This window comes from Lysinibacillus sp. NPDC093692 (assembly GCF_050280125.1).
Taxonomy (GTDB): Bacteria; Bacillota; Bacilli; order Bacillales_A; family Planococcaceae; genus Lysinibacillus.
Window position 1 is genome coordinate 169755 of record NZ_JBNNUW010000004.1, and the last position, 22322, is coordinate 192076.

A 22322-nucleotide genomic window follows, 5' to 3' on the forward strand; every position below is an offset into this window, starting at 1 on the left:
TTTTATTCCAATAAAAGAGTGCAATTATAGATTAGATTGTGCTCTCAGTTTATACGTTTACAAAATAAATTTTGGCAAGGTGCTCAACCACATGAAACGAAAGATTCCGTTATTACAGCAACTCATCTAGTTCAAGATATGGACTTATACCGTAATGGTTGAACCAAATTAAAATAATCATGATTTGCTAAAATGAGATGGATTCTTTCCAATGCATCATCAAAAGATTGTTCATCATATTTTTTCGTCCACACAATCATAGAGACGATATTCATCGCTGCATAATTGGCATATATTCGCCAAAATGTATCGTCTGGAGATTCTGTAAAATAAACATTTATTTGTCCAATACAAAATAAGACACTATGTCTTTTGCTAAATAAAGAAAGATTATAAATAAGGGTCACCAAAATCATAGCCATTTTCTCGCAACAAGTAAAAATGATGATGGCACTATACGGTCGAGTACTTTCAATATAATTTAATAAATCCATCCTCTAATAAAAACTGCATAAGCAGATTCCTTTTCACTCTCTCCTCAATTATTAGTTTTGTTTTTTCTAATTATTTACTTTGGTTTTGTAACCCTTTTTCTATATTACTCCTTGAAAAACATCAGAGTATATTTAATTCACTAAATTTCTCGTTATGACATACTTCAATCTTTCTCGTAGGCAATGGCATATAAAAAAGCTGCCGCCTGTAAAATACAGACAGCAACTTCAACTAGAGTAGCAGTTATGAACTATGCAAGCTACAGTTTAATTCTCTATTAGTTTTTGGCATACTCATTTTTTAAGCTGCTTCTTTTTTTAAAATTTTGTCACTAATAAACAGCCAGTGGCCCATAAGGACCTTCGATAATTTCTATTTTTGTTTCGAAAATATCTGTCAAAATTTCTGAGTCCATAACCTCTTCTACAGTCCCAAAAGCGGCAATTTGTCCATCTTTCATAGCACAAATTCTATCAGAATATTTGGCAGCAAAATTGATATCATGCATAACAGTCAGAATTGTTCTTCCAAATTCATTCGCCGCACGTCTCAAATGCTCCATCATTTGAACAGAACGAGCAACGTCAAGATTGTTCAGAGGCTCGTCCAAAAGTACATATTCAGTCTCTTGACATAAAACCATTGCCACATATGCCCTTTGTCTTTGACCACCTGAAAGCTCGTCTAAATATCTATCTTCTAAATTAGTCAAATCTAAAAAATCAATATATTTAGAAATAATTTCCTCATCTTCTTTCGTTAATCTTCCCTTTGAATAAGGAAATCGTCCAAATCCAACTAGTTGTCTAATAGTAAGCCTAGTTACAAAATGATTTTCTTGACGCAATATAGTTAAAATTTTTGCTAAGTCTTTTGATTTGGATTCAGCAATATCCATATTTGCCACCTGAATTTGACCTTCCTCCATATCCAAAAGTCTTCCAATCATCAAAAGTGTTGTAGACTTTCCAGCGCCATTTGGTCCAATTAAAGAAGTAACACCCGCTTTTGGTATTTCAATATCCAAAGGTCCTATTTTTACCTCATCAGTATAGAACTTTTTAACATTATCAATTTTTATCATAAAGCCCTCTTCCTTAAAACTACAGTTAAAAATATTATTCCACCAAATAATTCAATAATAACTGAAACTACACCTTGAGCATGGAATACGTGATACATCAAAAAGTATGCACTCGTTAATATCAAAAATCCTATAGCAAGAGCCATTGGAAAAATATATCTATGATCATAAGTTGATGCCGCCTGATAGCTCAAAGTTGCTACTAAAAAGCCATAGAAAGTAAGTGGCCCAATCAGAGCTGTTGAAATTGACATCAAAATAGCAACTAATACAAGCGTATAAATTACACTAGATTGATATTTAACTCCAAATGAAGTAGAAACATCCTTTCCTAGTGACAATATATTTAGATTTTTAGAATGAGCAAGAAGTAATAGTGCTACAATTATTACCATAGGAATTACGATAGGAAAATATGCTGAATCCGCATTATTAACAGAACCAAACAATCTTGCCTGTAAAATATCAAATTCAGAAGGCGCAAGTAGTCTTCTCATGAAAGTTGACACAGAATTTAGCCCAGTGCCAATAATAATTCCAACTAAAAGCATAAGTTGTAAATTCCCGTATTTACCAGAAAGGAGCCACCCATAAAGTATCAAACTCATCAAGACCATAATAACAACTTGAAATAAAAATGATCCAATCCCAGTAAAATTTATCAATGCACTAGCACCAAAGAAAAATATTGTACTAGTATGAATGGTTGAGTAAAGTGCTTCGAAACCTAAAAGTGAAGGAGTTATAATCCTATTATTCGTAATCGTTTGGAAAGCAACCGTTGACAAGCTCTGACAAACTGCAGCAATAATCATTGCAACAAGAGCTACTATCCTTCTCATAACAACTGGGATAAAAGAAGGTGAGTCTACTGGAACTGGATTGTTATAAACTAAAAGTCCATATGAAGAAAGGACCCCCAAAGCAATCAATGTTATTAGCAAAATCCAATAACGTCTTTCTTCCTTCTTAGAACGAAAAGCCCTAGCTGATCTATTTTCATTATGAAGGCCAGAATCGATTTCAACATTTTCTTTATTTCTATATTCCAATGTGTTCATCGGTGCCTCCTTGGCTTTCTTTGTCTCAATAAAATAGTAATAAACACGACTGACCCCACTGTTCCAAGTATTAAAGAAACAGGTACTTCAAAAGGCATTATTATTGTTCGAGAAATGATGTCACAGGCAGTTACAGTCCCCATTCCTATCAAACATACCCAAGGTAAATTACTCCTAAGATCATCGCCTCTATACATTGAAACAATGTTTGGGACAATTAGACCTAAGAAAGGTAAGTTTCCAATAACAGCTGCAACAATTCCAACTGCAAGAGAAATAAGGGCAGTCCCCACAAGAACAATCCTATTGTAATTAACGCCAAGGCTTGTTGCGACATCTTCTCCTAGTCCAGCTAAAGTCAATCTATTCGCATAAATAAAAATAAACAAAGTAACGATAACAATTAGCCATAAATATTCATATCTTCCCACCTGAACAGGCGCAAAAGAACCTACAAACCAAGTTTCAATACTTTGTGTCATTTGAAAAAGGAGCCCAAAAAAAGTGGACACTGCAGAAATGACTGCTCCAAGCATCAATCCAATAATCGGGACAATTAAAGACGAACGAAGTTTAACTCTTTTTAAAAATAAAAAGAAAATCATAGTTCCTATAAAAGAAAAAATGATTGCACCAGTCATTCTTAGAACTAAAGTCGGGGCAGGAAATAATAAATAAACAAAAAGCAGCCCTAAACCTGACCATTCAATAGTCCCTGTTGTTGTAGGTTCAACAAAACGATTCTGTGTAATCAGTTGCATTACGAGTCCTGCCATTGACATTGCAGCTCCAGTAAGCATTAATGCAACTGTTCTCGGAACACGAGTTATGAAAAACATCTCCATTCCATCCTCTTGTCCACGTATATCATAAACTCCAGTAAACAGTGATATAATACCTAAAATAATAACAACTATAATCGCTAATATAAAAGGTCTTGTCCATATTTTATTGTAGTTATAAAACTGGGGTTGAGAATTTATCTCAACCCTAGAAGTTACATTTTTCAGCACTTTTTATACTCCTTTACACTACTTAGCTAAAGTATTTGCAAGGTTTTCAAACAACTCTATATACGTCTGAATTGATTCATTTGTGTAAGTATCTGCTGGTGCATAAATAATATGTTTTTTAGAAACAGCAGTTGTTTTTTGAAGAGCAGGTGCGTTAGCAATAACATCCTGAGCAGGAACTGCATCTTTTTCACCAGATATTGCAGCATCACGATCTAATACGAAAAGCCAATCAGGATTACTTTGTGCAATAGCTTCAACAGAAACTTCATCACCTTTATGATCTGAACTAGAATCGGCAACCTCTAATGCTGGTGCCCAACCGAAAATTTCATACATCGGTCCCCAAACACGTCCAGAATGAGGAGCAGCAAAACCAATATCCCCACCACCAACGATAACACTCATCACTTTATCTGTTCCATTATAAGCAGATTTAGCATTTTCAATAACTTTATCAAAATCAGCTACCACTTGTTTAGCTTCTTCATTTTTATCAAAAATTTGCCCTAAAGCAATTGTAGAATTTTTAAGTCCATTTACTAAGTTTTCCCCAGGTGTAGCAGCTTCCTCAGAAACATCTACATTAAGATCAATAACAACTGCATTTGGTACTAATTTTTTGATCTCTTCGTAATAGTCTGCAAATCTTTGACCGACGATTACAAGTTCAGGGTTTGCAGCCGCTATAATCTCAAGATTTGGTTCACGGTGATTTCCAATATTTTGAACTGATTCATCACTTACGTATGGTGAATCCGCAGGCATTACATCCTTTGGAACAGCTGCTAGTTCAATTTTCCAATCAGCTAAAGTTTCAAAAGTTCTATTATCCAAAGCGACTACATTCTTTGGGTTTACAGGAACAGTAACAGTTCCATGGGCATCAGTGATTTCTACTGTCGCAGGTTTAGCAACCTCTTTACTTCCATTATCTTCATTAGACTTTGACTCTTGATTAGATTTATTACTTGAATCTGAACAAGCTACTAACATCAATGTCAAAACTGCGATAATACCAACAAATTTTAAAAACATAGATTTCTTCATACTCATACTCCTTATTATGTAATTTATTTCGAAAACGATGAAGTCTATAGATTGAATTGGATAGTAATTGCTAGCCATCTCAATTGCTATTGATAATCATTTTCAATTAACCGTTCTGTGAATCAGTATAGTCTTTAATTCTGTGAAAATCTTGTGAAAAATGTAAGATAATAAATAAAGTTAATTTTTCACATTAAGTATTGGATACAAAAAAGTAATACCTGAAGTAATCTTTTTATAGTTTCCTTTTCTTCAATATCTTCCAGAAACTGCTTGGTTATCTGATTTAATAGAACAAAAAAACGAGCAAACTAGTTGAAACTGTTTTTACTCGTTTTTTTCGATTATGTTTAATATTAATTACTGGGACAAACTGTAGACTATTCAATCATTGAATAGCCCCTGCCATGAATTGTTTGAATATATCTGTTTTTCTTCTCGCACTTTAGCTTTTTTCTTAAATACCCAATATATAAATCCACTACATTTGGATTTACTGCCACGTCATATCCCCAAACCTGATTCAAAAGCATTTCACGGCTCAATATTGTATTTTTATTCTTGATTAAAAATACAAGTAAGTCATATTCGCGCTTAGTAAGCGGAAGATTTTCGCCACCTTTTGTCATAATATTGCGGGATGCATCAACGAAGAGATCTTTAAATCTAAAGTAGTCATTCTCGATTGGCTGGATACAGTCCCCTCTTCTTAAAACAACTTCTATCCTTGCTACTAATTCTTCTTTCACAAATGGTTTTCTTATATAATCATCTGCTCCTGCTTGTAATCCTGCTATGCAGTCCTTGCTGGACACATTGTTAGTCACTATGATTATTGGGGTCGTTTTAACAGCCCGTATTTGTCTGCAAATTTCCGGTCCAGATATACTTAACGAATCCCAATCCAATACGATAATATCCCAATCTTGCTCATATACTATATTTAAACCTTTTTTTTCATTGTGAAGTGTTAAAATGAAATAGCCCTCTTGCTTTAGACCGCTTACGATCTTCTTTGCTAATGACCGTTCATTCTTAATTACCAACACCTGCTTCACCTATAGTTCACCTCTGCTTCATTCATAAAATTATTTATCACAAAAAAGAATATCGGATTTATAAATCTTAAATTTCTAAAAACTATTATAACAACTCATAAGGATAAATTTGGGATAATTTACAACGAATATGTATAAAATGCATTGGATATGGTTATACGTTGCGACACCACACTCATTTGTGTATTAAGCATCTTCATGCTAGTATAAATTGATCAAATAACCGCTAGAATCCGAATAGGTGGACATTTGGATTCTAGTCTACTTTCACAATATCGATAATGATTATCATTGTCAATAAAAACCAGAATCACCTGTATAACTGGTGGTTTAATCTGTATGTACCAAGTGGTCTGCTTTCGCCTTTATCGATAAGTAAAATCACTAGAATAACGATTTTCATATTCCACCGCTTTTATTCTATTAATTCTTTTTCAATTATCAATCCATACTGCCTTTCACCTAGGTCGAAATATTTCTAATTCATCACCAACTTTTTTCCCTTCATATTCTATAGAATCAGATCGCATATTGAGGGGGAATCGTATGGGGATTGAATTCACAGCCCTCCATTGGATTTACGTTGTTTTATTGTCCTTATCATTGCAGTGTCACTACCTTTTCTTCTTTCTATGTCAGACTCAACCTCTCAAAAAATATCAAAAAGCCATACCTTGTTTTGATATGGCTCTAGTTTGCATCTAACATCGTGTTCTTGATTAATGTATATCTATTTTTAACATGCATTTTTCAAACATTTTAATAATCTTCCTAAGATAACTCTCACAATTCTTTTTGACAACAATATATTAAATAAATTACAGGAAGGAAAATTACATATATCTGAATATTTAGATAATTTTTCCTAAAGAATTACTTCAGAACTATTGACCCGTGTATTTACTTTCTTTTTATTATAAAATCAGATGTAATTCCTATACTTAAACTAAATAATAGATAGTAATAGTTTATCTAATCTCATTCATAAATATTGACAAATCATTCATAGTTAGTGGTTTAGATATGTAAAAACCTTGTATAGAATCATATTCGGCTTCTGATAAGGAATTAAACTGCTCAACACTTTCTACACCTTCTATGATAACCTTTAGATTTAAAGCTTTGATAAACTTTGTTAGCATTTCAATTACCTTTTTATTTGATTGCCCACTAATAAACAACCTATCGAGCTTCACCCCATCAAGGGGGAACAAAGAGATATATTGAAAATTCAGATTCCCTGAGCCGAAATCATCAATAAATATAATATGACCACGATCACGAATAATTTTTAAATTTTCTCTTACTTCTATCCCCATTAGGGTTTCCTCGGTTATTTCAAAAGCAATTCGGCTATTGTTATTAAAATTAATTTCATTAAGATGCTCGATTAGCCAAGATATATCTTTTATTAATGAAGCTGTTAGATTAATAGAGACATAAACTATATCATTATACCTTTTCAACAAATCCACAGCTTTATTAATAATATTTTTGGTTAATTCTACCAAATTCTCTATATCTAAAATCGGCATAAATATACCTGGTGACATTGGACCGAGTTCTTCACATTTCCATCTACTTAGCGCTTCAAAGGATACTTGTCTATTATTGTGTAATATCGGTTGAAAAACGATTTCAAACTCATCCATTAATAAACCTTTATGTGAAATGTACTCTTTTATCGCATTACTATTCGTGTTTTGCAAATAGACTTGTCTAACGTAATTTAACGCTGGAAGTTTTCTATCTTGAACAGATAGATAATGTATCTTCAAATATTCAATATTTGATAAATCTTGAATAATCAAATGAGCTTGCGACTGAACATTACAGACTAATATATATTCCTTATCAAATACTCTATAACATTCAACTTCTGTTTGATACATAGCTAATTTCTTCTTAACCACATCTATACATTTAGAAGTATTCAAATTATGCCAACTTGAAATAGTAATATATACTAAGGCGAAAGATTTTTTATCTTCAATACTTTTTAACACAGACTTTCGATTTGATTCAAATTTTGTTATCCCAGTCTCCATCCTAATTCCTCCAATAGGGCGGTTTACTCCTCCATTTTCTATCAAAAAATTAGTTTCTTTTTTAAATATTTTATAAAGCTAATCTGTAGTTAGCATGAATTTAATGTGAAGTTTACCTGTAATATCAATTAATGTTTTAAAATATAAAATACACCAGCTCTAAAAGTCATCTCAATCATTCTTCTGCTGATTTTAAGACAAGTTGTGCAAACGAGTTTACTTTTTAAACAAATATTAGCCGATTGTTATCCTTAGTGATTATAATTCGGCATCCTTATACTTTAAACATATTCGTTTTTTCTTGTAAGTCTTCCGCCATTTTAGAAAGTGCCGAAGTAGATGCAGTAATTTCCTGCATAGAGGCTAATTGTTCTTCCGTAGCCGCTGAAATATTTTGTGTCCCTTCTGCGGTGCTTTGGGCGATTCCATTCATTTGTTCCATGGATTTGGACATTTGACCTGCACCCGCAACCATCTGCTCTACAGAACTAGACACTTCATGAATTTGAACTGATACCTCGTTGATGGCATGTAGAATTTTCTCAAATGATTCACCTGCGCTGTTCACATTATTAATACCCGTTCTCACTTCATTCGTAGTGAACTGCATGGAGTCTACCGCTTTTTTCGTTTCTCCTTGAATTCTTATAATAAGCTCAGAAATTCTCAGTGCCGATTCCGATGATTCTTCTGCCAATTTTCGCACTTCTTCCGAAACGACCGCAAAGCCTTTCCCATGTTCGCCTGCTCTTGCTGCTTCTATCGCTGCATTTAATGCCAGTAGATTGGTTTGTGCTGCAATACTTGTAATAACTTCAACAATATCTCCAATTTCAGCTGAACGCTCACCTAGACCACTAATAACATCACTTAAACTACCAATAGATGTCTGAATCGAGTTCATTTGTAGAACTGCAGTTTGAATAATATCATCTCCATCTACAGAAAGTTGTTTTGCTTGTGTAGCTGCCTCTGATACGTTAGTAGAATTTTTAGCTATTGTTCGGACATTTTCTACCATATGATCTACACCATCCGATGTTTCTATAATCGTTCTAACCTGGTCATCTGAGCCGCTTGCTACCTCTAACGTAACAGATGCAATATGTTCACTTGCCTCACTCGTTTGTTCCGCACTTGCCGAAAGCTCAACCGAAAATGCTGCCATCTGTTCGGACGATTGTTGCACCTGACCAATTAGATCCCGTAATTGAGCAATCATGTGGCTGAAAGTAGACGTTAAGACGCCTAGCTCGTCCTTTGAATCATAGTCTACACTAAAATTTAATTCTCCAGCCTCTGCTCGTTGAACAGCATATTTTAATTTTTCAATTGGAGAAATTAGATATTTTCGTACACCGATAAAACCGATTGCCACAAACGAAATTCCTAATACAATGGATATAATTAGAGAGTTCGTGACCCCTTCACTTGCCTCGGCCTTACTTTCCATATTCAATATACTTGCATTTTTTTTATTCAATTCTGTCAGCTCTAAACCTTTTGACATAATTTCGTCAAGTACAGGCTCGGCACTTGAATTAAAGAGGTTTATTGCTTCCTCATTCTTATTAGCAAGACTTAACTGAAAGACTTGCTCCATGCTTTCTTTAAAGTTTGGATATAGCAGAATCAATTCACTTATTATTTTATCCTCATCCGATTGCATATTGGCTGCCTCAAGTATTTTAAGATTCTTTTCATTATCTTGAAACGCATCAGTTACTTCATTTTTAATTTGAGTAATAGTTGTTTCATCAGTAAAAAGTAAAGAACGATACATATCTGATACAATAATCCGATTATTAAGTCTATAATCCGACAAAACAATACCTGGTTCTAGACGATTTATAAAAATATTCTCTGTATTATTCTCCAATTTTTTCATAGTAATATATCCACTTACTTGGATAAGAGCAACCGTTAAAATTGCTATAGACATTAAAAGAACTAGTTTATTAAAAATGGATAGATTACGAAGCAAGGTTAATACTCTCCTTTTTGAATTCATATTTCGTTTGCATTGCATAGATTTTTTCGCCGGTGTTTTGTGTAGCACTTACAGAAATTGGTGATGTCATCGCAAACGAAGTACCTATAGAAGTAATGGCTATTAATGTTAAATTCTTACTTTTCAGTTTTTTCATAATATTCCTCCTTTTTATCAAGTTATCATATGACACATCTTTACACAAATCTACAAAAAAATTACCTATAATAATATATTTCAAGTAAATTTACTATATATAATCACTTCTTTTTCTCTTTAAGCACATCAAAATCACAATTAAGTATTATATTAATAACCAACTTTAATAAAACTATTTATATTAAATTTCATATTTCAACAGTTGTTAATCACCTATTCTTTGTATAGCTTCTTCTGGATATTGAGCTATATATATCTAAAAAACTACTACAGATGCGCATGTTATTTTCACGAGTATCGAACTCATGCCCAAACCGCTGCCAAATGAAATAACCGCGTCTAACTTCTAGGGATCACTTCAGTACCGAACGGTATCAAAGGAACCTTTTTGAATTTTTACTTGGTTTGTTTGGCATAAAAGTTTACAACCCCTTATTTTATCTGTCCAACTTAGTGTAGCCTGTACAGCGCTACAATAGCCAGGATAGCAGTAGGGTTTGATGGAAGCCACTTTGAGATAAAATATTTCCCCATGTGTCTTAGTGTACGATGCCACTTAATTACCCTATATATTATTTATACTTTTCCAATTATCAATTCATATAACATTTCAACTTAAGGTGAGATTTTTCAAAACCATCACCAACTTTTTCCCCTTAGCTCTAAACTCAGATTGGTCAGTAACAAGGTAAAAATCTATCTCCCCGTATTCTTCAAAATTCCATTTTCATAGCTTTCATTTGATTTTAGGTATTTAAAAAATCCCATCTTTTCATTTAAAAAAAAATTATTTATTTCTCTTTAATAGACATATTACCAATCACCTTCCAACATTAATTCATAAAATATTTGTGAATTAGCTTTATTAATTAATAAGTAACAAACGCCTATAACTTACGGGGTTACCAACATATTAGGAAATGGAGGTGACAAATAATGAAACAAATGGATCCACAAAATTTGATTTGTGACAGTTGTTGTGAAAATAACCGAGTATTTTTGCCCCGTATAAAAGCTGTTGACATATGTTCTATTCAACCTCCGCCAGTGGTTATCCCTGAAGGAACTATTATTCCAACAATAAATAGATATTTCTATATTGTTACAGAAGATATTGATTTAACAAACGGAACCACTCTTCCTGCTAATTTATTTACAGATGATAATGGCGATCCAGTAACAGAATTCAAACTTTTTAATCCCAATGGATATGTCAATCTTTACATCAATGCTGTGATGCAAGAAGGCGGTGCTTATAAAGTAATCCCAAATTCGTTAATCCTTAATCCATTTAATGCAACTATTTTTGCCGGAACTCCAATCATTATTGAATCATTTGGTTTCCAACAAATGTGATATGAGAAGCTGCTAATTATTCTTTTTCCCATGAAAGGAGGTGAAAAAATGGCACTTTCAATTATTAATATTCATGTAAACGTTAATGGTACTTCCACAAGATTTTTTGATGTGTTAGCAGCAGATTTAACAGTTGCTGATGGTACTACAATCCTTGCAACTGCCTTTCTAAATGATAGTGGAACTGCTGCAACTGCTTTTCCAGTAGTAACACACGGCTACTATAATTTCTATATCAACGGTGTATTACAAGAAGGTGGATCATATACAATTTCTGCAACAGAGTTAACTTTTAACGGTGTTAATGGCACAATCTCAGCCGGAACTCCATTAGTAGTAGAAGCTGTAGAAATAGTTACACAAACTTAATGATTAATTTCTAACTAATCGCAAATTGAAAATGTCTAGCCTTTCTTCTACTTTTTGTACAAGGGTCACGTTTTTTTCAAGTGACCCTTTATTTTTAATTACCTATCAAAAGCTTCGATTAGAGGTAGTTTATACTTTTAACCTATCTGACCTTTATAATGTCAGTATCCAATTAAGGTAGAAGTACTGAGATATCATTCATTTTGTTTCTATGTGTTGCCATCCAGCCTTAGAATTCCCATCCATCAAGATTCCACTACTATTAAACTTTTGAACTTTCCCTAACCCCGTAATCTTAAAATAACCTTAAAATATCTTTTATAAGAAACCTTTTTGGATGGAAAATCGTATAATGATTGGTAATTTTTAACGGTTGTCCTGAAATATAATTAGCTGGGTTTTTATGTCAAACTTCCCCGAAATCATCACCAACTTTTTTCCCCCTTCATATTCTATAGAATCAGATTGAATATTGAGGGGGAAACGTATGGGGATTGAATTCACAGCTCTCCATTGGATTTACGTTGTTTTTATTGTCCTTATCATTGGCTTTATGGTTAAACGTCGCGATACCACCCTCATTTGTGTACTTGGCATCTTCATGCTAGCAATCTTTGCTACAGGCGATTTAACTGCATCTATTAGTGGTGTTTTTAACAGTTTTATTTATGCCATTACAGAGCTGTTATCGATCATTCTTATTATTTCTATTATCGTCGCCATGAGTCGGGTTATGATGATTTCTGGTATTAATGAGGTCATGATTGCTCCTTTTACGAAAATCATTAAATCACCTGCGCTCGCTTATTGGACGATTGGTCTGTTAATGATGTTTATTTCGTGGTTCTTTTGGCCATCACCGGCTGTGGCACTGTTAGGGGCGGTTTTGTTACCTGTTGCTCTACGTGCAGGCTTACCAGCACTTGGAGTTGCGATGGCGATGAACTTATTTGGTCACGGAATTGCTCTCTCGAGTGATTTTGTTATACAAGGAGCTCCGAAGTTAACTGCTGATGCTGCTGGTATTCCGGTTAGTGAGGTAATGACTGCTAGTATCCCCCTTGTTATTACAATGGGCGTTGTTACTACAGTAGTAGCCTATATCTTATTACGACGGGATATGAAGCGTGGATCAGTGAATTTATACGCTACAAACGATACAAATGAAGACGTAGAACCAGTAATTCCTGAAAACCTGCTAACTCTCGGACAAAAACGCTTTTTTGCAGTACTTATTCCAATTGCCTTTATACTCGATGTCATTGCAATGTCTATATTAAAATTACAAGGTGGAGATGCAACAGCTTTAATAGGAGGAACCTCTGTCTTTATCCTACTGTTGCTTTGCGTTGTAGCCCACAAAAAACAAGGGCTTGAAAAGACAACAAGTTATTTAATTCAAGGATTCCAATTCGGTTTTAAAGTGTTCGGACCGGTTATTCCCATTGCAGCTTTTTTCTATCTAGGAGATTCCGGATTTACACAAATTATTGGAGATCACTTACCAGCCGCTTCGCATGGTATCGTCAACGATCTTGGTGTGGGTCTAGCTGCGGTAGTTCCATTAACGAAGGAAATTGCAGTCGTCACTTTAGCAGTCGTTGGCGCTATCACAGGCTTAGATGGTTCTGGTTTCTCAGGTATTTCTTTAGCAGGTTCAGTCGGTAGTTTGTTCGGTAATGCTATTGATGGAGGTACTGCAACTTTAACAGCTTTAGGGCAAATAACAGCGATCTGGGTTGGAGGAGGAACGATTATTCCCTGGGCATTAATCCCAGCAGCTGCGATTTGTAATGTTAGTCCCTTCGAGCTTGCGAGGCGTAATTTATTGCCCGTGGCAATTGGTCTTGTGATTACAACCATTGTGGCGGTATTTTTAATATAACATTGTAAAAGCAGGAAACTCTTTTAGTAGTTTCTTGTTTTTTCTCTCCCAAACAATTACCATGGTATAATTTAACTGTTCAAATTAGAAAGGTGGTAATTCAATGAAAGTATCCTATTGGTGTGGAGATAAAATACGTTTAAGAGCGCCTAAGTCTGAGGACATTCGTATATTTGAAAATTTAGATGATGATATACTAAAAAACCTCGACTCCATCGCTTTTCCTCGGACAAATCAGCAAATTGAAGAATGGATTAATGAAATATCATCACAAGGGGCATCTACAGAGAGTGATGATTTTTACTGGATTGCGGAGGATGCTTCGAACAATACCGTGGGGACCATTGAAGTTTCTGGATGTGATGCAAAGAATGGAACCTTTGATTACGCTATAACGATATTTCCTCCATATAGAGGCAAAGGATATGCAAAAGATATGATTTTAACCATTTTAAAACATTATTTCTTAGAACTTCGCTATCAGAAAGCAACCATTTGTGTTTACTCCTTTAACGCATCTTCTATAGCTTTACATAAAAAATTACGCTTTGTGGAGGAAGGCCGCTTGAGAAATATGATTTATACAAATGGTACTTTTTACGATGAAGTTTATTTTGGAATGACAAAAGATGAGTTTACTAAAATACATGCTAATTAATAAGAGATGGCTTGCTTCTGTATATTGCAGCAGCCATCTCTTTCTCTCTTAACGCTCACTAAAATATTTCCGCATATTTTCTTGAAACATCTGTTGTAGTTGATGTTCACTAATACTTAAAACATAAGCTTCACACATTATTTGTTCGACTTTAAAAGAAATTTGTTGAAGGTCGATCCCCTTTGCTTTAGTGGGTTTCCTAACAATTGCTTTTGAGTTAGGTTTTATAGCAAGTATTCCCTTCTTTTGAAGCACCTTGTAGCTTTTATGAACGGTATGAAGATTGAGGTTTGTTTCAGCTGCTAAATCACGAATGGAAGGCAATGGGTCACCATTTTGCAAGTTCCCTTTTGCTATTTCAAAAAGAAGTTGCTGGGTTAATTGCTGATAAAAAGGAGTATTACTCTTTGGATCTATTTTTACATTCAATTGTTTACGTATCCTTTCATATGCTCCTCGCCTAATTAGAAGTGGAGACTTCTGTAATTGACATTTCACTTACTCTACCAAAACATTAACTGAAAGAAGTTAAAATTTCTTTTTCGCAATGAAACTTTGCATAGTCACGATCATCAATACAACTAACAGCAGCGTTACTACAATATTGATGCCAACCCAAGATCCCACATCACCCGACATTAAAATATTTGTTGCATACATACTATTACTAGCAGGATTCACAACATCTATTAATGGATGTAGTCCAGCGATAAAACGACAACATAATAGGCTAACAATACTTATTAGTGCAATAAATGCAGGACTATTAAAAAATGTACTCATCATTGCAACAAACGTTATGATGAATAATAGCCAAACACAATAAAATGCTAAAGCCCACATAGCTTGCGTCATAGGAACCGAAGTAAATAAATACGCTGAATAGCCATAGGACACTGCATAGCCCAGAGCTATACATATAACCGCCAATATATAATGGATAATGATTTTACTATTTAAATAAGAAGATATCGATACTGGCCTTGTTAAGATAAATGCCATCATACCATTCGCTTTTTCCCCTTGAATAATGCTCATAGTGGCAACGACCAATATAATAATGCCTAGCTGATCAAATTGTGAATTTAATGTTGAGGCTAGTACCTCCTGTCCCACAGGCTTTGCCATCGTAGGATCGATTATTATACCTTCAATACCACCCGCTGATTGCAAAATAACAGGTAAAAAATACATCATAATCGGCTGAGTTAGCCCTAGTAAAATAAATACGATTGGGAGCCAAAAAATTTTAAATTCCCTTGCCATTTGCTGTACTTCTTTTTTGCTTAATGCAATAAAAGCACTCATTCTATTACACCACCAATTCTAAAAATATTTCTTCTAGATTGTCTTGAATACCCACTTCAAATTTAGTAAACATCACCTTTGAATCTAATCCATGCTGTATTAGTCGATTAGCATCTGTTTCCAAATTTTCAACGTGTATTTTGAAGCCATCTCCACAGCCTTCGATTTTCTTCACATATGGTAAATGTTCAATCATTGTTAACCATTGAAAATCTGCCTTTCTGATCATTAAAAAGATAGCTGATTCTTGATGGCGTTTAAGTAGCTCTGACTTTGTAGCATCTTCTATTTTGTGACCATTTTTAATCATTACAAAGCGCTCACAAATTTCCTCCGCATCGCTCAATATGTGCGTTGATATTAAAACTGTCGTTTCTTGTTTAATCTCTTTCAATAGATTCAACACTTCTCTTCTCCCTATTGGATCTAGCGCTGATACCGGTTCATCCATAATCATTAAAGCTGGCTTATGCAATAATGCTTGCGCGATGCCAAGGCGTTGCTTCATACCACCAGAAAATGTCCCGACATGACTATGTGCTTCATTCCCTAAGCCGACCTTTTCTAAAAGCACAGGGATTTCTTTTTGCAATTCATTTTTTGCTATGCCAGAAAGTGTCCCCATAAAGGACAATGTTTCAAATGCTGTCATCCATGAGAAAAAATTAGGATACTGAGGTAAGTAACCAATTTGATTTCTCATAGATGAAATCTTTTGACCATCAAGAAGAATTTCTCCTTTGTCTGCATTCAGAATATCGGCAATGATTTGAATTAACGTGGATTTCCCCGCTCCATTTGGTCCAATTAACCCGACACACTCACTAACATCGATAACCATTGAAAAATCATTTACGGCTGTTTTTTGTTTAAACTTTTTCGTAATATTTTTAATTTCTAAGCGCACGTTTATTTACATCCTTTCTACCAATAATGAAGTATAGAACAGAACCAATTGAATTACAGAACAAAATAATAATGGTCCACATTAGTATGTTTTCTCTCGTATCGCGGTGCCGGTATAAGTCGAATAAAGCAACAATGATTAGAACAAATCCTACAAATATAAATGGCAAAATGATTGGAAGTATACTTGCCCAATCTAATTGCTGTAAATCATCAAAACCATAGTGTAATTTCATTTCTAACCCCTCTTTCATTATCGTTATTGATAATGATAACAGAAGATGTAAAAAATTTCATTCCCTTTTTACTGTACATCCTTTAAAAAAACCTATAGTATGTTTTTTGGTAATGTTCTCATATTGATAACATTTGATTGCTTCCCTTGATTCCATCTGATAGGAGGATCGTTTTATGCGGAATAAAGCAGAGGTATTAATGCACCCTGTGAGAATGAAAATTTTACAAGCTCTCATGCACGAGAAAGAAGATGGCTTAAGCACCTTGGAGATGATTTCTATCATAAAGGATGTACCTCAAGCTACTTTGTATCGGCACATTCAAATTTTAGTGGATGAAAACATCATAAAAATTGTGAAAGAGCGAAAAGTACGTTCTGTTACAGAAAAATTTTATGCAGTAAATGAAGGAGCAGAAAAACTTAATAAGGAGGATTGGGCTCAACTAACGATCAAACAAAAATTAAATTATGTTTCCTACTATCAATTAGCTTTACTATCTCAATATCAAAATTATTTACATTCACTTAATGAAGAAGAAAGTCTTGCAGATTGTGCAACTTTTTCATTTATTGATTTAACGTTAACGAATGATCAATTCAATAACTTTGAAAATGAATTAAATAATTTAATAAATAAATACTATAATATGGCCGACTCTAATAAAGAGACAGATACTGAGACAAAAACAATAGCAATAAATATTATTCCAAAACCTTAAGTAGTATTTTAGGTAAAGAAATGGAGAAGATTTATGAAAAGAAGTAAGTCAGTTGAAAACACAAGAAAATTTATCATGATTATAATTGGCGCTGTCATCGCAGCATATGGACTTGAAGCGGTATTAATTCCGAACGAAGTCATTGATGGTGGTGTGACGGGTATTAGTATTATGGGCGCAACTCTTTTTGGTATACCATTAGGCGTACTGCTCTTTGTATTAAACATTCCGTTTATTTATATTGGCTACAAACAAGTAGGTAAAACTTTTGCATTAATGAGTACTGCTGGGATTGCAGCTCTATCTATTTCCACAGTGCTTATGCATGATGTTAAAACAATTTTAGGTCCGAGTGATCCACTATTAATTGTTTTATCTGGTGGTATGCTATTAGGTGTTGGGATTGGGATTGTCTTACGTAATGGTGGCGCTTTAGATGGCTCTGAAGTTTTAGCCGTGTTGTTATCACGTAAAATTCCGTTTTCAGTCGGGGATATTATATTATTTATTAATGCCTTTATTTTCTTAGGGGCAAGCTTTATTTTTGGCTTAGAGAGCGCACTATACTCAGCTTTAACGTACTACATTGCGAAAAACGTTATCGATATTATTCAAGTAGGTTTAGAAAAATCAAAAGATGTTCGTGTTGTCAGCGCAAAATCAGAGGAAATTGGTGATGCGATCCAAGCTCGATTAGGACGTGGGGTTACATATACAAAAGGGCGTGGCGGTTTCTCCAATGAACCTACTGATATATTAAACTGTGTCATTAACCGTATGGAAGAAAATAAACTTGTATCGATTATTAAAGATATTGATGAAGGAGCCTTCGTAGTTATTTCTGATGTTTCAGAGGTACGTGGTGGTAACTTCAAAAAACGTGATATTCACTAAAATCTACTCCCTATCCAAATAAAAAAACGCACATTGCTAAATGATTTTTAGTAATGTGCGTTTTTATTTTGGCGAATGCTTTTGTTTATTATCTAGTCTTTCTTTTAAATCATTAAAGTCTTCGATTACATCCTTCATTGATAATTTTTTACCTAATGCAATCCCCTTTTGAATAGATTTAGTTGCTTCTTCAAATTTATTTGCTTTGATCTGGGCATCTGCAAGGCAATACCAATAAAACCAGGCATCCATTTTTGAAATTTTTTCTTTATAAAACTTTTCGATGATTGGATAGTAATTAGAATATAATTCTTCGTTATAGACTAACTTTTCACCATTCCATTTTAGTACATCCACTAAATAGCTATCACCAATATACATTTGCCAAACTGCTAGACCGACTTTTTGTATACCATTTACAATGTCCATTTTATGATAAGGAACTTCAGCAATCTTTTGGAATGAGTTATTGATCCATTGGAACACTTCCAGATTGCTTCCCATTGCCGCTCCAATTGTCACACCAAATAAATATTCTTTTGTGCCATCACCAGTAATATCTACCAAACCAGAAAAATCCAAATCGACACCTTGCAGATTGGTTTCCCAAATCTTTCGCCAATCTGTATTGTGTTTTTTTAGCACTATTGATCCAAACTGAGAAGGGTAATCCTTTGCTTTAATTTTATAAGTGAATATTATTTCTTTCTGTCCATCGTGGTCAAAGTCATAAAGTTGAATTGGCCGTGTGGAGAAAGGTTTTTCAGGGCTTATAAGTGACGCATTCGATGGCATAAATCTACTAACTAAGTCTTCTTCCTGGTTCTCCTTAGCGTGAACAAATATTGGAGTAAAGCAAACTGCAAAAAGTAGCAATAATGTAAATAGCATCATTTTCTTCATCAAAATGTCCCCTTTTACAGCCAAATATAACATATAGTATTGACGTAATTAGAAATGAAATTCTTCAATAAACTTGCAAGATGACGAAGTGCAATCAATTGCGTTAAAATATTTTCTAGAGACGACGATTGATGTATGCGTATCTGTCTTTGAGGGTTCTCTATCCGTCGCTTTGACGATTCTATCCATCATTTTGATGGTTCTATCCATCATTTTGATGGTTCTATCCGTCATTTTGATGGTTCTATCCGTCATTTTGACGGTTCTATCCGTCATTTTGACGGTTCTATCCGTCATTTTGACGGTTCTATCCGTCATTTTGACGGTTCTATCCGTCACTTTGACGATTCTATCCATCATTTTGACGATTCTATCCGTCATTTTGACGATTCTATCCGTCACTTTGACGATTCTATCCGTCTTTTTGACGATTCTATCCGTCACTTTGACGATTCTATCCGTCACTTCGATGGTTCTATCCATCACTTTGACGGTTCTATCCATCACTTCGATGGTTCTATCCATCACTATTAACATCATGATATAAAAAAGGAGACATAAATGGACTTATTTATCGCAAGTAATCGTCAATTACCTATCCGTTATTACGTCAATGAAGCGATTTGGATTCGTCGCGGTTGCTTAAGTTTTCATCAATTAACGCTGCCCTTTTTTGTAGAAGTAGAAATAAAAAACCCACATCATTTATTGAAAATTACAGAATATGTTCAAGAAGTCCAAAAACAATATAGCTATACAGAAATTCAAATTATTATTAAGGACAAAAATAATTTTATGCACTTACAAAAGAGCCTCCCCGACTCTAATATCAATCATATTCTCACTATTGAGCAACTAATTCGCCCATAAAAAAGGTAGCATTGCTCTAATGCTACCTTTCTTACAAAGCTGTAACAGGCAGTTCGATGATAAACTGCAGCATACCATCCTTATACTTCGCGTCGATTTCGCCACCATGTAGTTCTACAATGCTCTTTGCAATAGCAAGTCCAAGTCCTGAGCCTTCCGCTACACTAGTTCTAGATTGATCTTTTTTATAAAATCTCTCAAATAAGCTCGTTAGCTCTTCAGATGTAAATTCATCACTTTCATTTGCAACACAGATTTGAACATTACTTTGTTTTCTTTCAAGAGAAACAAAAATCTCACCGTCACCCGAACAATATTTAATGGCATTCATTAATAAATTATCAAAGACCCTGACAATTTTTTCAGAATCCACTGAAGCAAAAATCCTCTCCTCTGAGAAATTTTTAATAAATGTACGATGATTTTCCTCCGCTTGCGGAATCAACTCCTCAATTAACTGATCGAGAAGCTCATTCATACATACCTCCTGTTGCCCAAGGACAATGCTGTCATTCGTTAGCTTCGTATATTCAAATAAATCTTCAATCAGGTTCTTTAACTGTTCAGATTTTGAGAAAGCAATTTTTATATACTCATCATATTGCTCCTTTGTGTCATACCTTTCATCTCTTAATAATCGTAAATAGCCCATAATCGAAGTAAGTGGTGTTCGTAGGTCATGTGAAACATTCGTAATTAATTCATTTTTTTGTTTTTCAATCTTCCGTTCCATCTCTATATTGGTCATAATAGCTTCGGTCATATGATTTACATTCTCTGTTAATAAAGCGATTTCATCAATTCCTTTTTTCTCAATCCGATAGGTTAAATCTCCTTTTGCGATTTCCTTAACCCCCTTAGCCAGCGCCTCGATTTGTTTCATTTTTCTTTTCGTTATATAGAAGAATGAGAAAGCAAATACAACAATTCCAATAAATAAAGGGATAATACCCTCTGTCGACTTTGCAATAACCGTCCCCTCGGGAATTCCACTAACGAACAAATAAAAGTTTTTATTATCTAAAGTTAATGGATAAAAGGCAATAAATTCTTGCCGCGATTGTTCGATTGCCGGTATTTCATAATTATAAAGTGGGTGATTTATCGCAAAATCCATTACATTTCTAATTTTATTATGTAAATCGATTTGTTCCTCTTCCACTTGTTTCGTCTTATACAATACCTTTCCGCTCTCATCGGTAACTAACACTTTCAACGCACCCTGATTTAGTGCTAATTTGTCATTTTCTGATTCAATCATTTGCTGTAAGGATTCTATACTATTATCATTGACAGCTAATTCTGCAACTTGCTGCGCTTGAAAATTTATCTGCTGCATTCCTTGACTATAATCAACTGTAGCTGTTTCATTGATATTTAAAACAAACGGGAGCGTGACCCGTGCAGCAAGTAGTCCTAAAAATGCACAAAAAATAAAAGTCGTTAATAGTTGGACTCTAATACTTTCTCGTACTTTCGTAATAGCCTTTACAATGAGTATTTTTAGTTTACTTAGTACGTATTTAAATGGCTTAATGATCTTTCTCAATTTTATAACCTACTCCCCATACGGTTTTAATATATTGAGGATTTCTTGGATTTGTCTCAATTCTTTCTCGAATTTTTCGTATATGCACCATTACCGTATTTTCAGACTGTATAGCCTCTTCCTTCCAAACCTTTTCATAAATTTGCTCAGCGCTCATGACTATGCCTTGATTTCTTGCAAGTAATTCAAGAATAGAAAACTCCCTTGGCGTAAGCTTTACCTTTTCATTGTTGACGATTACTTCATGTGTGTCGGTATTAATTCGCAGATCACCAATCTCTAACTCACTTTCGTTCATACTATCTAGTCGATTCATTTTGATATATCTACGAAGTTGAGATTTTATGCGCGCAATTAGCTCTAAAGGGTTAAAGGGCTTTGTTACATAATCATCTGCCCCTATTGATAATCCAACGATTTTATCCATATCCTGAGACTTTGCTGACAGCATAATAATAGGCATCTCGGCTATTTCCCTTACCTTCATACACATTTCAATGCCATCCACGTTCGGCATCATAATATCTAGAACAATTAAATGCACTTTATGTTTCTTTAAAAGACTTAAGCCCTCCTCTCCGTCACTTGCTTCTAGAATATCGTAGCCTTCATTTTTTAAATAAATAGCAATAAGATTTCTAATCTCTTTTTCATCATCAACTATCAGTATTGTTTCTTTCGTCATCTAATTCCACCAAATTTCAAAGTA

At 34.2% G+C, this 22322-nt stretch carries 25 protein-coding genes; 8 read left to right on the top strand and 17 right to left on the bottom strand.

Going from position 1 to position 22322, the window contains the following annotated elements; translation table 11 throughout:
- Positions 1–131: 131 nt before the first annotated feature.
- Positions 132–494, bottom strand: a complete 363-nt coding sequence (locus tag ACQKN4_RS06660) for a hypothetical protein (protein ID WP_427482941.1) — start codon at positions 492–494, stop codon at positions 132–134.
- A 154-nt stretch (positions 495–648) separates the two neighbouring features.
- On the opposite strand from ACQKN4_RS06660, the gene ACQKN4_RS06665 reads away from it, so the two are divergent.
- The gene (locus ACQKN4_RS06665) at positions 649–735 is read left to right on the top strand and encodes an IS3 family transposase (RefSeq protein WP_368483747.1); all 87 of its coding nucleotides are present in this window, start codon (positions 649–651) and stop codon (positions 733–735) included.
- A 91-nt stretch (positions 736–826) separates the two neighbouring features.
- Here ACQKN4_RS06665 and ACQKN4_RS06670 read toward each other — a convergent pair whose 3' ends face one another.
- The 8 genes from ACQKN4_RS06670 to ACQKN4_RS06705 form a co-directional block, all read right to left on the bottom strand.
- A complete protein-coding gene (locus tag ACQKN4_RS06670; RefSeq protein WP_079559832.1) occupies positions 827–1579 on the bottom strand; it encodes an ABC transporter ATP-binding protein in 753 nt (250 codons plus the stop codon).
- Positions 1576–2640 (bottom strand): iron chelate uptake ABC transporter family permease subunit, encoded by a 1065-nt coding sequence (locus ACQKN4_RS06675; protein ID WP_427482943.1) that lies wholly within the window; start codon positions 2638–2640, stop codon positions 1576–1578. Before ACQKN4_RS06675 ends, ACQKN4_RS06670 begins: the two co-directional genes overlap by 4 nt.
- A complete protein-coding gene (locus ACQKN4_RS06680) occupies positions 2637–3653 on the bottom strand; it encodes an ABC transporter permease (protein WP_427482944.1) in 1017 nt (338 codons plus the stop codon). Before ACQKN4_RS06680 ends, ACQKN4_RS06675 begins: the two co-directional genes overlap by 4 nt.
- An 18-nt stretch (positions 3654–3671) precedes the next feature.
- Complete coding sequence (locus tag ACQKN4_RS06685; protein WP_079559829.1) at positions 3672–4703, bottom strand: siderophore ABC transporter substrate-binding protein; 1032 nt, start codon at positions 4701–4703, stop codon at positions 3672–3674.
- Positions 4704–5083: 380 nt separating this feature from the next.
- A complete protein-coding gene (locus ACQKN4_RS06690; RefSeq protein WP_079559827.1) occupies positions 5084–5761 on the bottom strand; it encodes a response regulator transcription factor in 678 nt (225 codons plus the stop codon).
- A gap of 968 nt (positions 5762–6729) precedes the next feature.
- Positions 6730–7809 carry an EAL domain-containing protein gene (locus ACQKN4_RS06695; RefSeq protein ID WP_427482946.1) on the bottom strand — a complete coding sequence of 360 codons (1080 nt, stop codon included), beginning with the start codon at positions 7807–7809 and terminating at the stop codon, positions 6730–6732.
- A gap of 274 nt (positions 7810–8083) precedes the next feature.
- Positions 8084–9793 (bottom strand): methyl-accepting chemotaxis protein, encoded by a 1710-nt coding sequence (locus ACQKN4_RS06700; protein ID WP_170938885.1) that lies wholly within the window; start codon positions 9791–9793, stop codon positions 8084–8086.
- The gene (locus ACQKN4_RS06705) at positions 9783–9956 is read right to left on the bottom strand and encodes a hypothetical protein (protein WP_170938884.1); all 174 of its coding nucleotides are present in this window, start codon (positions 9954–9956) and stop codon (positions 9783–9785) included. The genes ACQKN4_RS06700 and ACQKN4_RS06705 overlap by 11 nt, the downstream gene beginning before the upstream one ends.
- 938 nt (positions 9957–10894) lie before the next feature.
- Between ACQKN4_RS06705 and ACQKN4_RS06710 the strand changes: the two genes are divergently transcribed.
- The 4 genes from ACQKN4_RS06710 to ACQKN4_RS06725 all read left to right on the top strand — a co-directional run bounded on the left by ACQKN4_RS06710 (position 10895) and on the right by ACQKN4_RS06725 (position 14226).
- Positions 10895–11314, top strand: coding sequence for a DUF4183 domain-containing protein (locus tag ACQKN4_RS06710; RefSeq protein WP_240518178.1), 420 nt, complete (start codon positions 10895–10897; stop codon positions 11312–11314).
- A gap of 48 nt (positions 11315–11362) precedes the next feature.
- Positions 11363–11683 (top strand): DUF4183 domain-containing protein, encoded by a 321-nt coding sequence (locus tag ACQKN4_RS06715; protein WP_427482949.1) that lies wholly within the window; start codon positions 11363–11365, stop codon positions 11681–11683.
- 487 nt (positions 11684–12170) lie between these two features.
- On the top strand, positions 12171–13568 hold the full coding sequence (locus ACQKN4_RS06720; RefSeq protein WP_427482950.1) for a hypothetical protein: 1398 nt from the start codon (positions 12171–12173) through the stop codon (positions 13566–13568).
- A 103-nt stretch (positions 13569–13671) separates the two neighbouring features.
- Entirely contained in the window at positions 13672–14226 is a 555-nt protein-coding gene (locus tag ACQKN4_RS06725; protein ID WP_427482951.1) for a GNAT family N-acetyltransferase, read from the top strand.
- Between the two features lie 48 nt (positions 14227–14274).
- Here the strand turns inward: ACQKN4_RS06725 and ACQKN4_RS06730 are convergent, their stop codons facing one another.
- From ACQKN4_RS06730 to ACQKN4_RS06745, 4 genes are all read right to left on the bottom strand, one after another.
- The gene (locus ACQKN4_RS06730) at positions 14275–14655 is read right to left on the bottom strand and encodes a GntR family transcriptional regulator (protein WP_427482952.1); all 381 of its coding nucleotides are present in this window, start codon (positions 14653–14655) and stop codon (positions 14275–14277) included.
- Positions 14656–14754: 99 nt separating this feature from the next.
- Positions 14755–15534: an ABC transporter permease gene (locus ACQKN4_RS06735; RefSeq protein WP_427482954.1), complete on the bottom strand. Its 780-nt coding sequence runs from the start codon at positions 15532–15534 to the stop codon at positions 14755–14757.
- A gap of 4 nt (positions 15535–15538) precedes the next feature.
- Positions 15539–16441, bottom strand: a complete 903-nt coding sequence (locus ACQKN4_RS06740) for an ATP-binding cassette domain-containing protein (RefSeq protein WP_427482956.1) — start codon at positions 16439–16441, stop codon at positions 15539–15541.
- On the bottom strand, positions 16425–16676 hold the full coding sequence (locus ACQKN4_RS06745) for a PLD nuclease N-terminal domain-containing protein (RefSeq protein WP_079560853.1): 252 nt from the start codon (positions 16674–16676) through the stop codon (positions 16425–16427). Before ACQKN4_RS06745 ends, ACQKN4_RS06740 begins: the two co-directional genes overlap by 17 nt.
- A 175-nt stretch (positions 16677–16851) precedes the next feature.
- Here ACQKN4_RS06745 and ACQKN4_RS06750 point away from each other — a divergent pair, with 175 nt between their 5' ends.
- Positions 16852–17397 (top strand): helix-turn-helix domain-containing protein, encoded by a 546-nt coding sequence (locus ACQKN4_RS06750; RefSeq protein WP_427482959.1) that lies wholly within the window; start codon positions 16852–16854, stop codon positions 17395–17397.
- Between the two features lie 33 nt (positions 17398–17430).
- The gene (locus ACQKN4_RS06755; protein WP_079560851.1) at positions 17431–18291 is read left to right on the top strand and encodes a YitT family protein; all 861 of its coding nucleotides are present in this window, start codon (positions 17431–17433) and stop codon (positions 18289–18291) included.
- A 63-nt stretch (positions 18292–18354) separates the two neighbouring features.
- Here the strand turns inward: ACQKN4_RS06755 and ACQKN4_RS06760 are convergent, their stop codons facing one another.
- The gene (locus ACQKN4_RS06760; protein ID WP_427482961.1) at positions 18355–19194 is read right to left on the bottom strand and encodes a hypothetical protein; all 840 of its coding nucleotides are present in this window, start codon (positions 19192–19194) and stop codon (positions 18355–18357) included.
- Between the two features lie 48 nt (positions 19195–19242).
- Positions 19243–19734: a hypothetical protein gene (locus tag ACQKN4_RS06765; protein ID WP_427482962.1), complete on the bottom strand. Its 492-nt coding sequence runs from the start codon at positions 19732–19734 to the stop codon at positions 19243–19245.
- Between the two features lie 21 nt (positions 19735–19755).
- On the opposite strand from ACQKN4_RS06765, the gene ACQKN4_RS06770 reads away from it, so the two are divergent.
- A complete protein-coding gene (locus ACQKN4_RS06770) occupies positions 19756–20064 on the top strand; it encodes a hypothetical protein (RefSeq protein ID WP_079560849.1) in 309 nt (102 codons plus the stop codon).
- A gap of 31 nt (positions 20065–20095) precedes the next feature.
- Here ACQKN4_RS06770 and ACQKN4_RS06775 read toward each other — a convergent pair whose 3' ends face one another.
- Positions 20096–21613 carry an ATP-binding protein gene (locus ACQKN4_RS06775; protein ID WP_427482963.1) on the bottom strand — a complete coding sequence of 506 codons (1518 nt, stop codon included), beginning with the start codon at positions 21611–21613 and terminating at the stop codon, positions 20096–20098.
- On the bottom strand, positions 21597–22298 hold the full coding sequence (locus ACQKN4_RS06780) for a response regulator transcription factor (RefSeq protein ID WP_079560847.1): 702 nt from the start codon (positions 22296–22298) through the stop codon (positions 21597–21599). Before ACQKN4_RS06780 ends, ACQKN4_RS06775 begins: the two co-directional genes overlap by 17 nt.
- Positions 22299–22322 lie beyond the last annotated feature (24 nt).

What these genes read in the sequence shown, in the direction of transcription:
- ACQKN4_RS06665 (WP_368483747.1), top strand. Translation starts at nt 649, where the DNA reads ATGACATACTTCAATCTTTCTCGTAGGCAATGGCATATAAAAAAGCTG.
- ACQKN4_RS06705 (WP_170938884.1), bottom strand. Translation starts at nt 9,956, where the DNA reads ATGAAAAAACTGAAAAGTAAGAATTTAACATTAATAGCCATTACTTCT.
- ACQKN4_RS06760 (WP_427482961.1), bottom strand. Translation starts at nt 19,194, where the DNA reads ATGAAGAAAATGATGCTATTTACATTATTGCTACTTTTTGCAGTTTGC.
- ACQKN4_RS06670 (WP_079559832.1), bottom strand. Translation starts at nt 1,579, where the DNA reads ATGATAAAAATTGATAATGTTAAAAAGTTCTATACTGATGAGGTAAAA.
- ACQKN4_RS06675 (WP_427482943.1), bottom strand. Translation starts at nt 2,640, where the DNA reads ATGAACACATTGGAATATAGAAATAAAGAAAATGTTGAAATCGATTCT.
- ACQKN4_RS06725 (WP_427482951.1), top strand. Translation starts at nt 13,672, where the DNA reads ATGAAAGTATCCTATTGGTGTGGAGATAAAATACGTTTAAGAGCGCCT.
- ACQKN4_RS06755 (WP_079560851.1), top strand. Translation starts at nt 17,431, where the DNA reads ATGAAAAGAAGTAAGTCAGTTGAAAACACAAGAAAATTTATCATGATT.
- ACQKN4_RS06745 (WP_079560853.1), bottom strand. Translation starts at nt 16,676, where the DNA reads ATGAAATTACACTATGGTTTTGATGATTTACAGCAATTAGATTGGGCA.
- ACQKN4_RS06765 (WP_427482962.1), bottom strand. Translation starts at nt 19,734, where the DNA reads ATGATGTTAATAGTGATGGATAGAACCATCGAAGTGATGGATAGAACC.
- ACQKN4_RS06770 (WP_079560849.1), top strand. Translation starts at nt 19,756, where the DNA reads ATGGACTTATTTATCGCAAGTAATCGTCAATTACCTATCCGTTATTAC.
- ACQKN4_RS06780 (WP_079560847.1), bottom strand. Translation starts at nt 22,298, where the DNA reads ATGACGAAAGAAACAATACTGATAGTTGATGATGAAAAAGAGATTAGA.
- ACQKN4_RS06710 (WP_240518178.1), top strand. Translation starts at nt 10,895, where the DNA reads ATGAAACAAATGGATCCACAAAATTTGATTTGTGACAGTTGTTGTGAA.
- ACQKN4_RS06715 (WP_427482949.1), top strand. Translation starts at nt 11,363, where the DNA reads ATGGCACTTTCAATTATTAATATTCATGTAAACGTTAATGGTACTTCC.
- ACQKN4_RS06750 (WP_427482959.1), top strand. Translation starts at nt 16,852, where the DNA reads ATGCGGAATAAAGCAGAGGTATTAATGCACCCTGTGAGAATGAAAATT.
- ACQKN4_RS06695 (WP_427482946.1), bottom strand. Translation starts at nt 7,809, where the DNA reads ATGGAGACTGGGATAACAAAATTTGAATCAAATCGAAAGTCTGTGTTA.
- ACQKN4_RS06720 (WP_427482950.1), top strand. Translation starts at nt 12,171, where the DNA reads ATGGGGATTGAATTCACAGCTCTCCATTGGATTTACGTTGTTTTTATT.
- ACQKN4_RS06660 (WP_427482941.1), bottom strand. Translation starts at nt 494, where the DNA reads ATGGATTTATTAAATTATATTGAAAGTACTCGACCGTATAGTGCCATC.
- ACQKN4_RS06735 (WP_427482954.1), bottom strand. Translation starts at nt 15,534, where the DNA reads ATGAGTGCTTTTATTGCATTAAGCAAAAAAGAAGTACAGCAAATGGCA.
- ACQKN4_RS06685 (WP_079559829.1), bottom strand. Translation starts at nt 4,703, where the DNA reads ATGAAGAAATCTATGTTTTTAAAATTTGTTGGTATTATCGCAGTTTTG.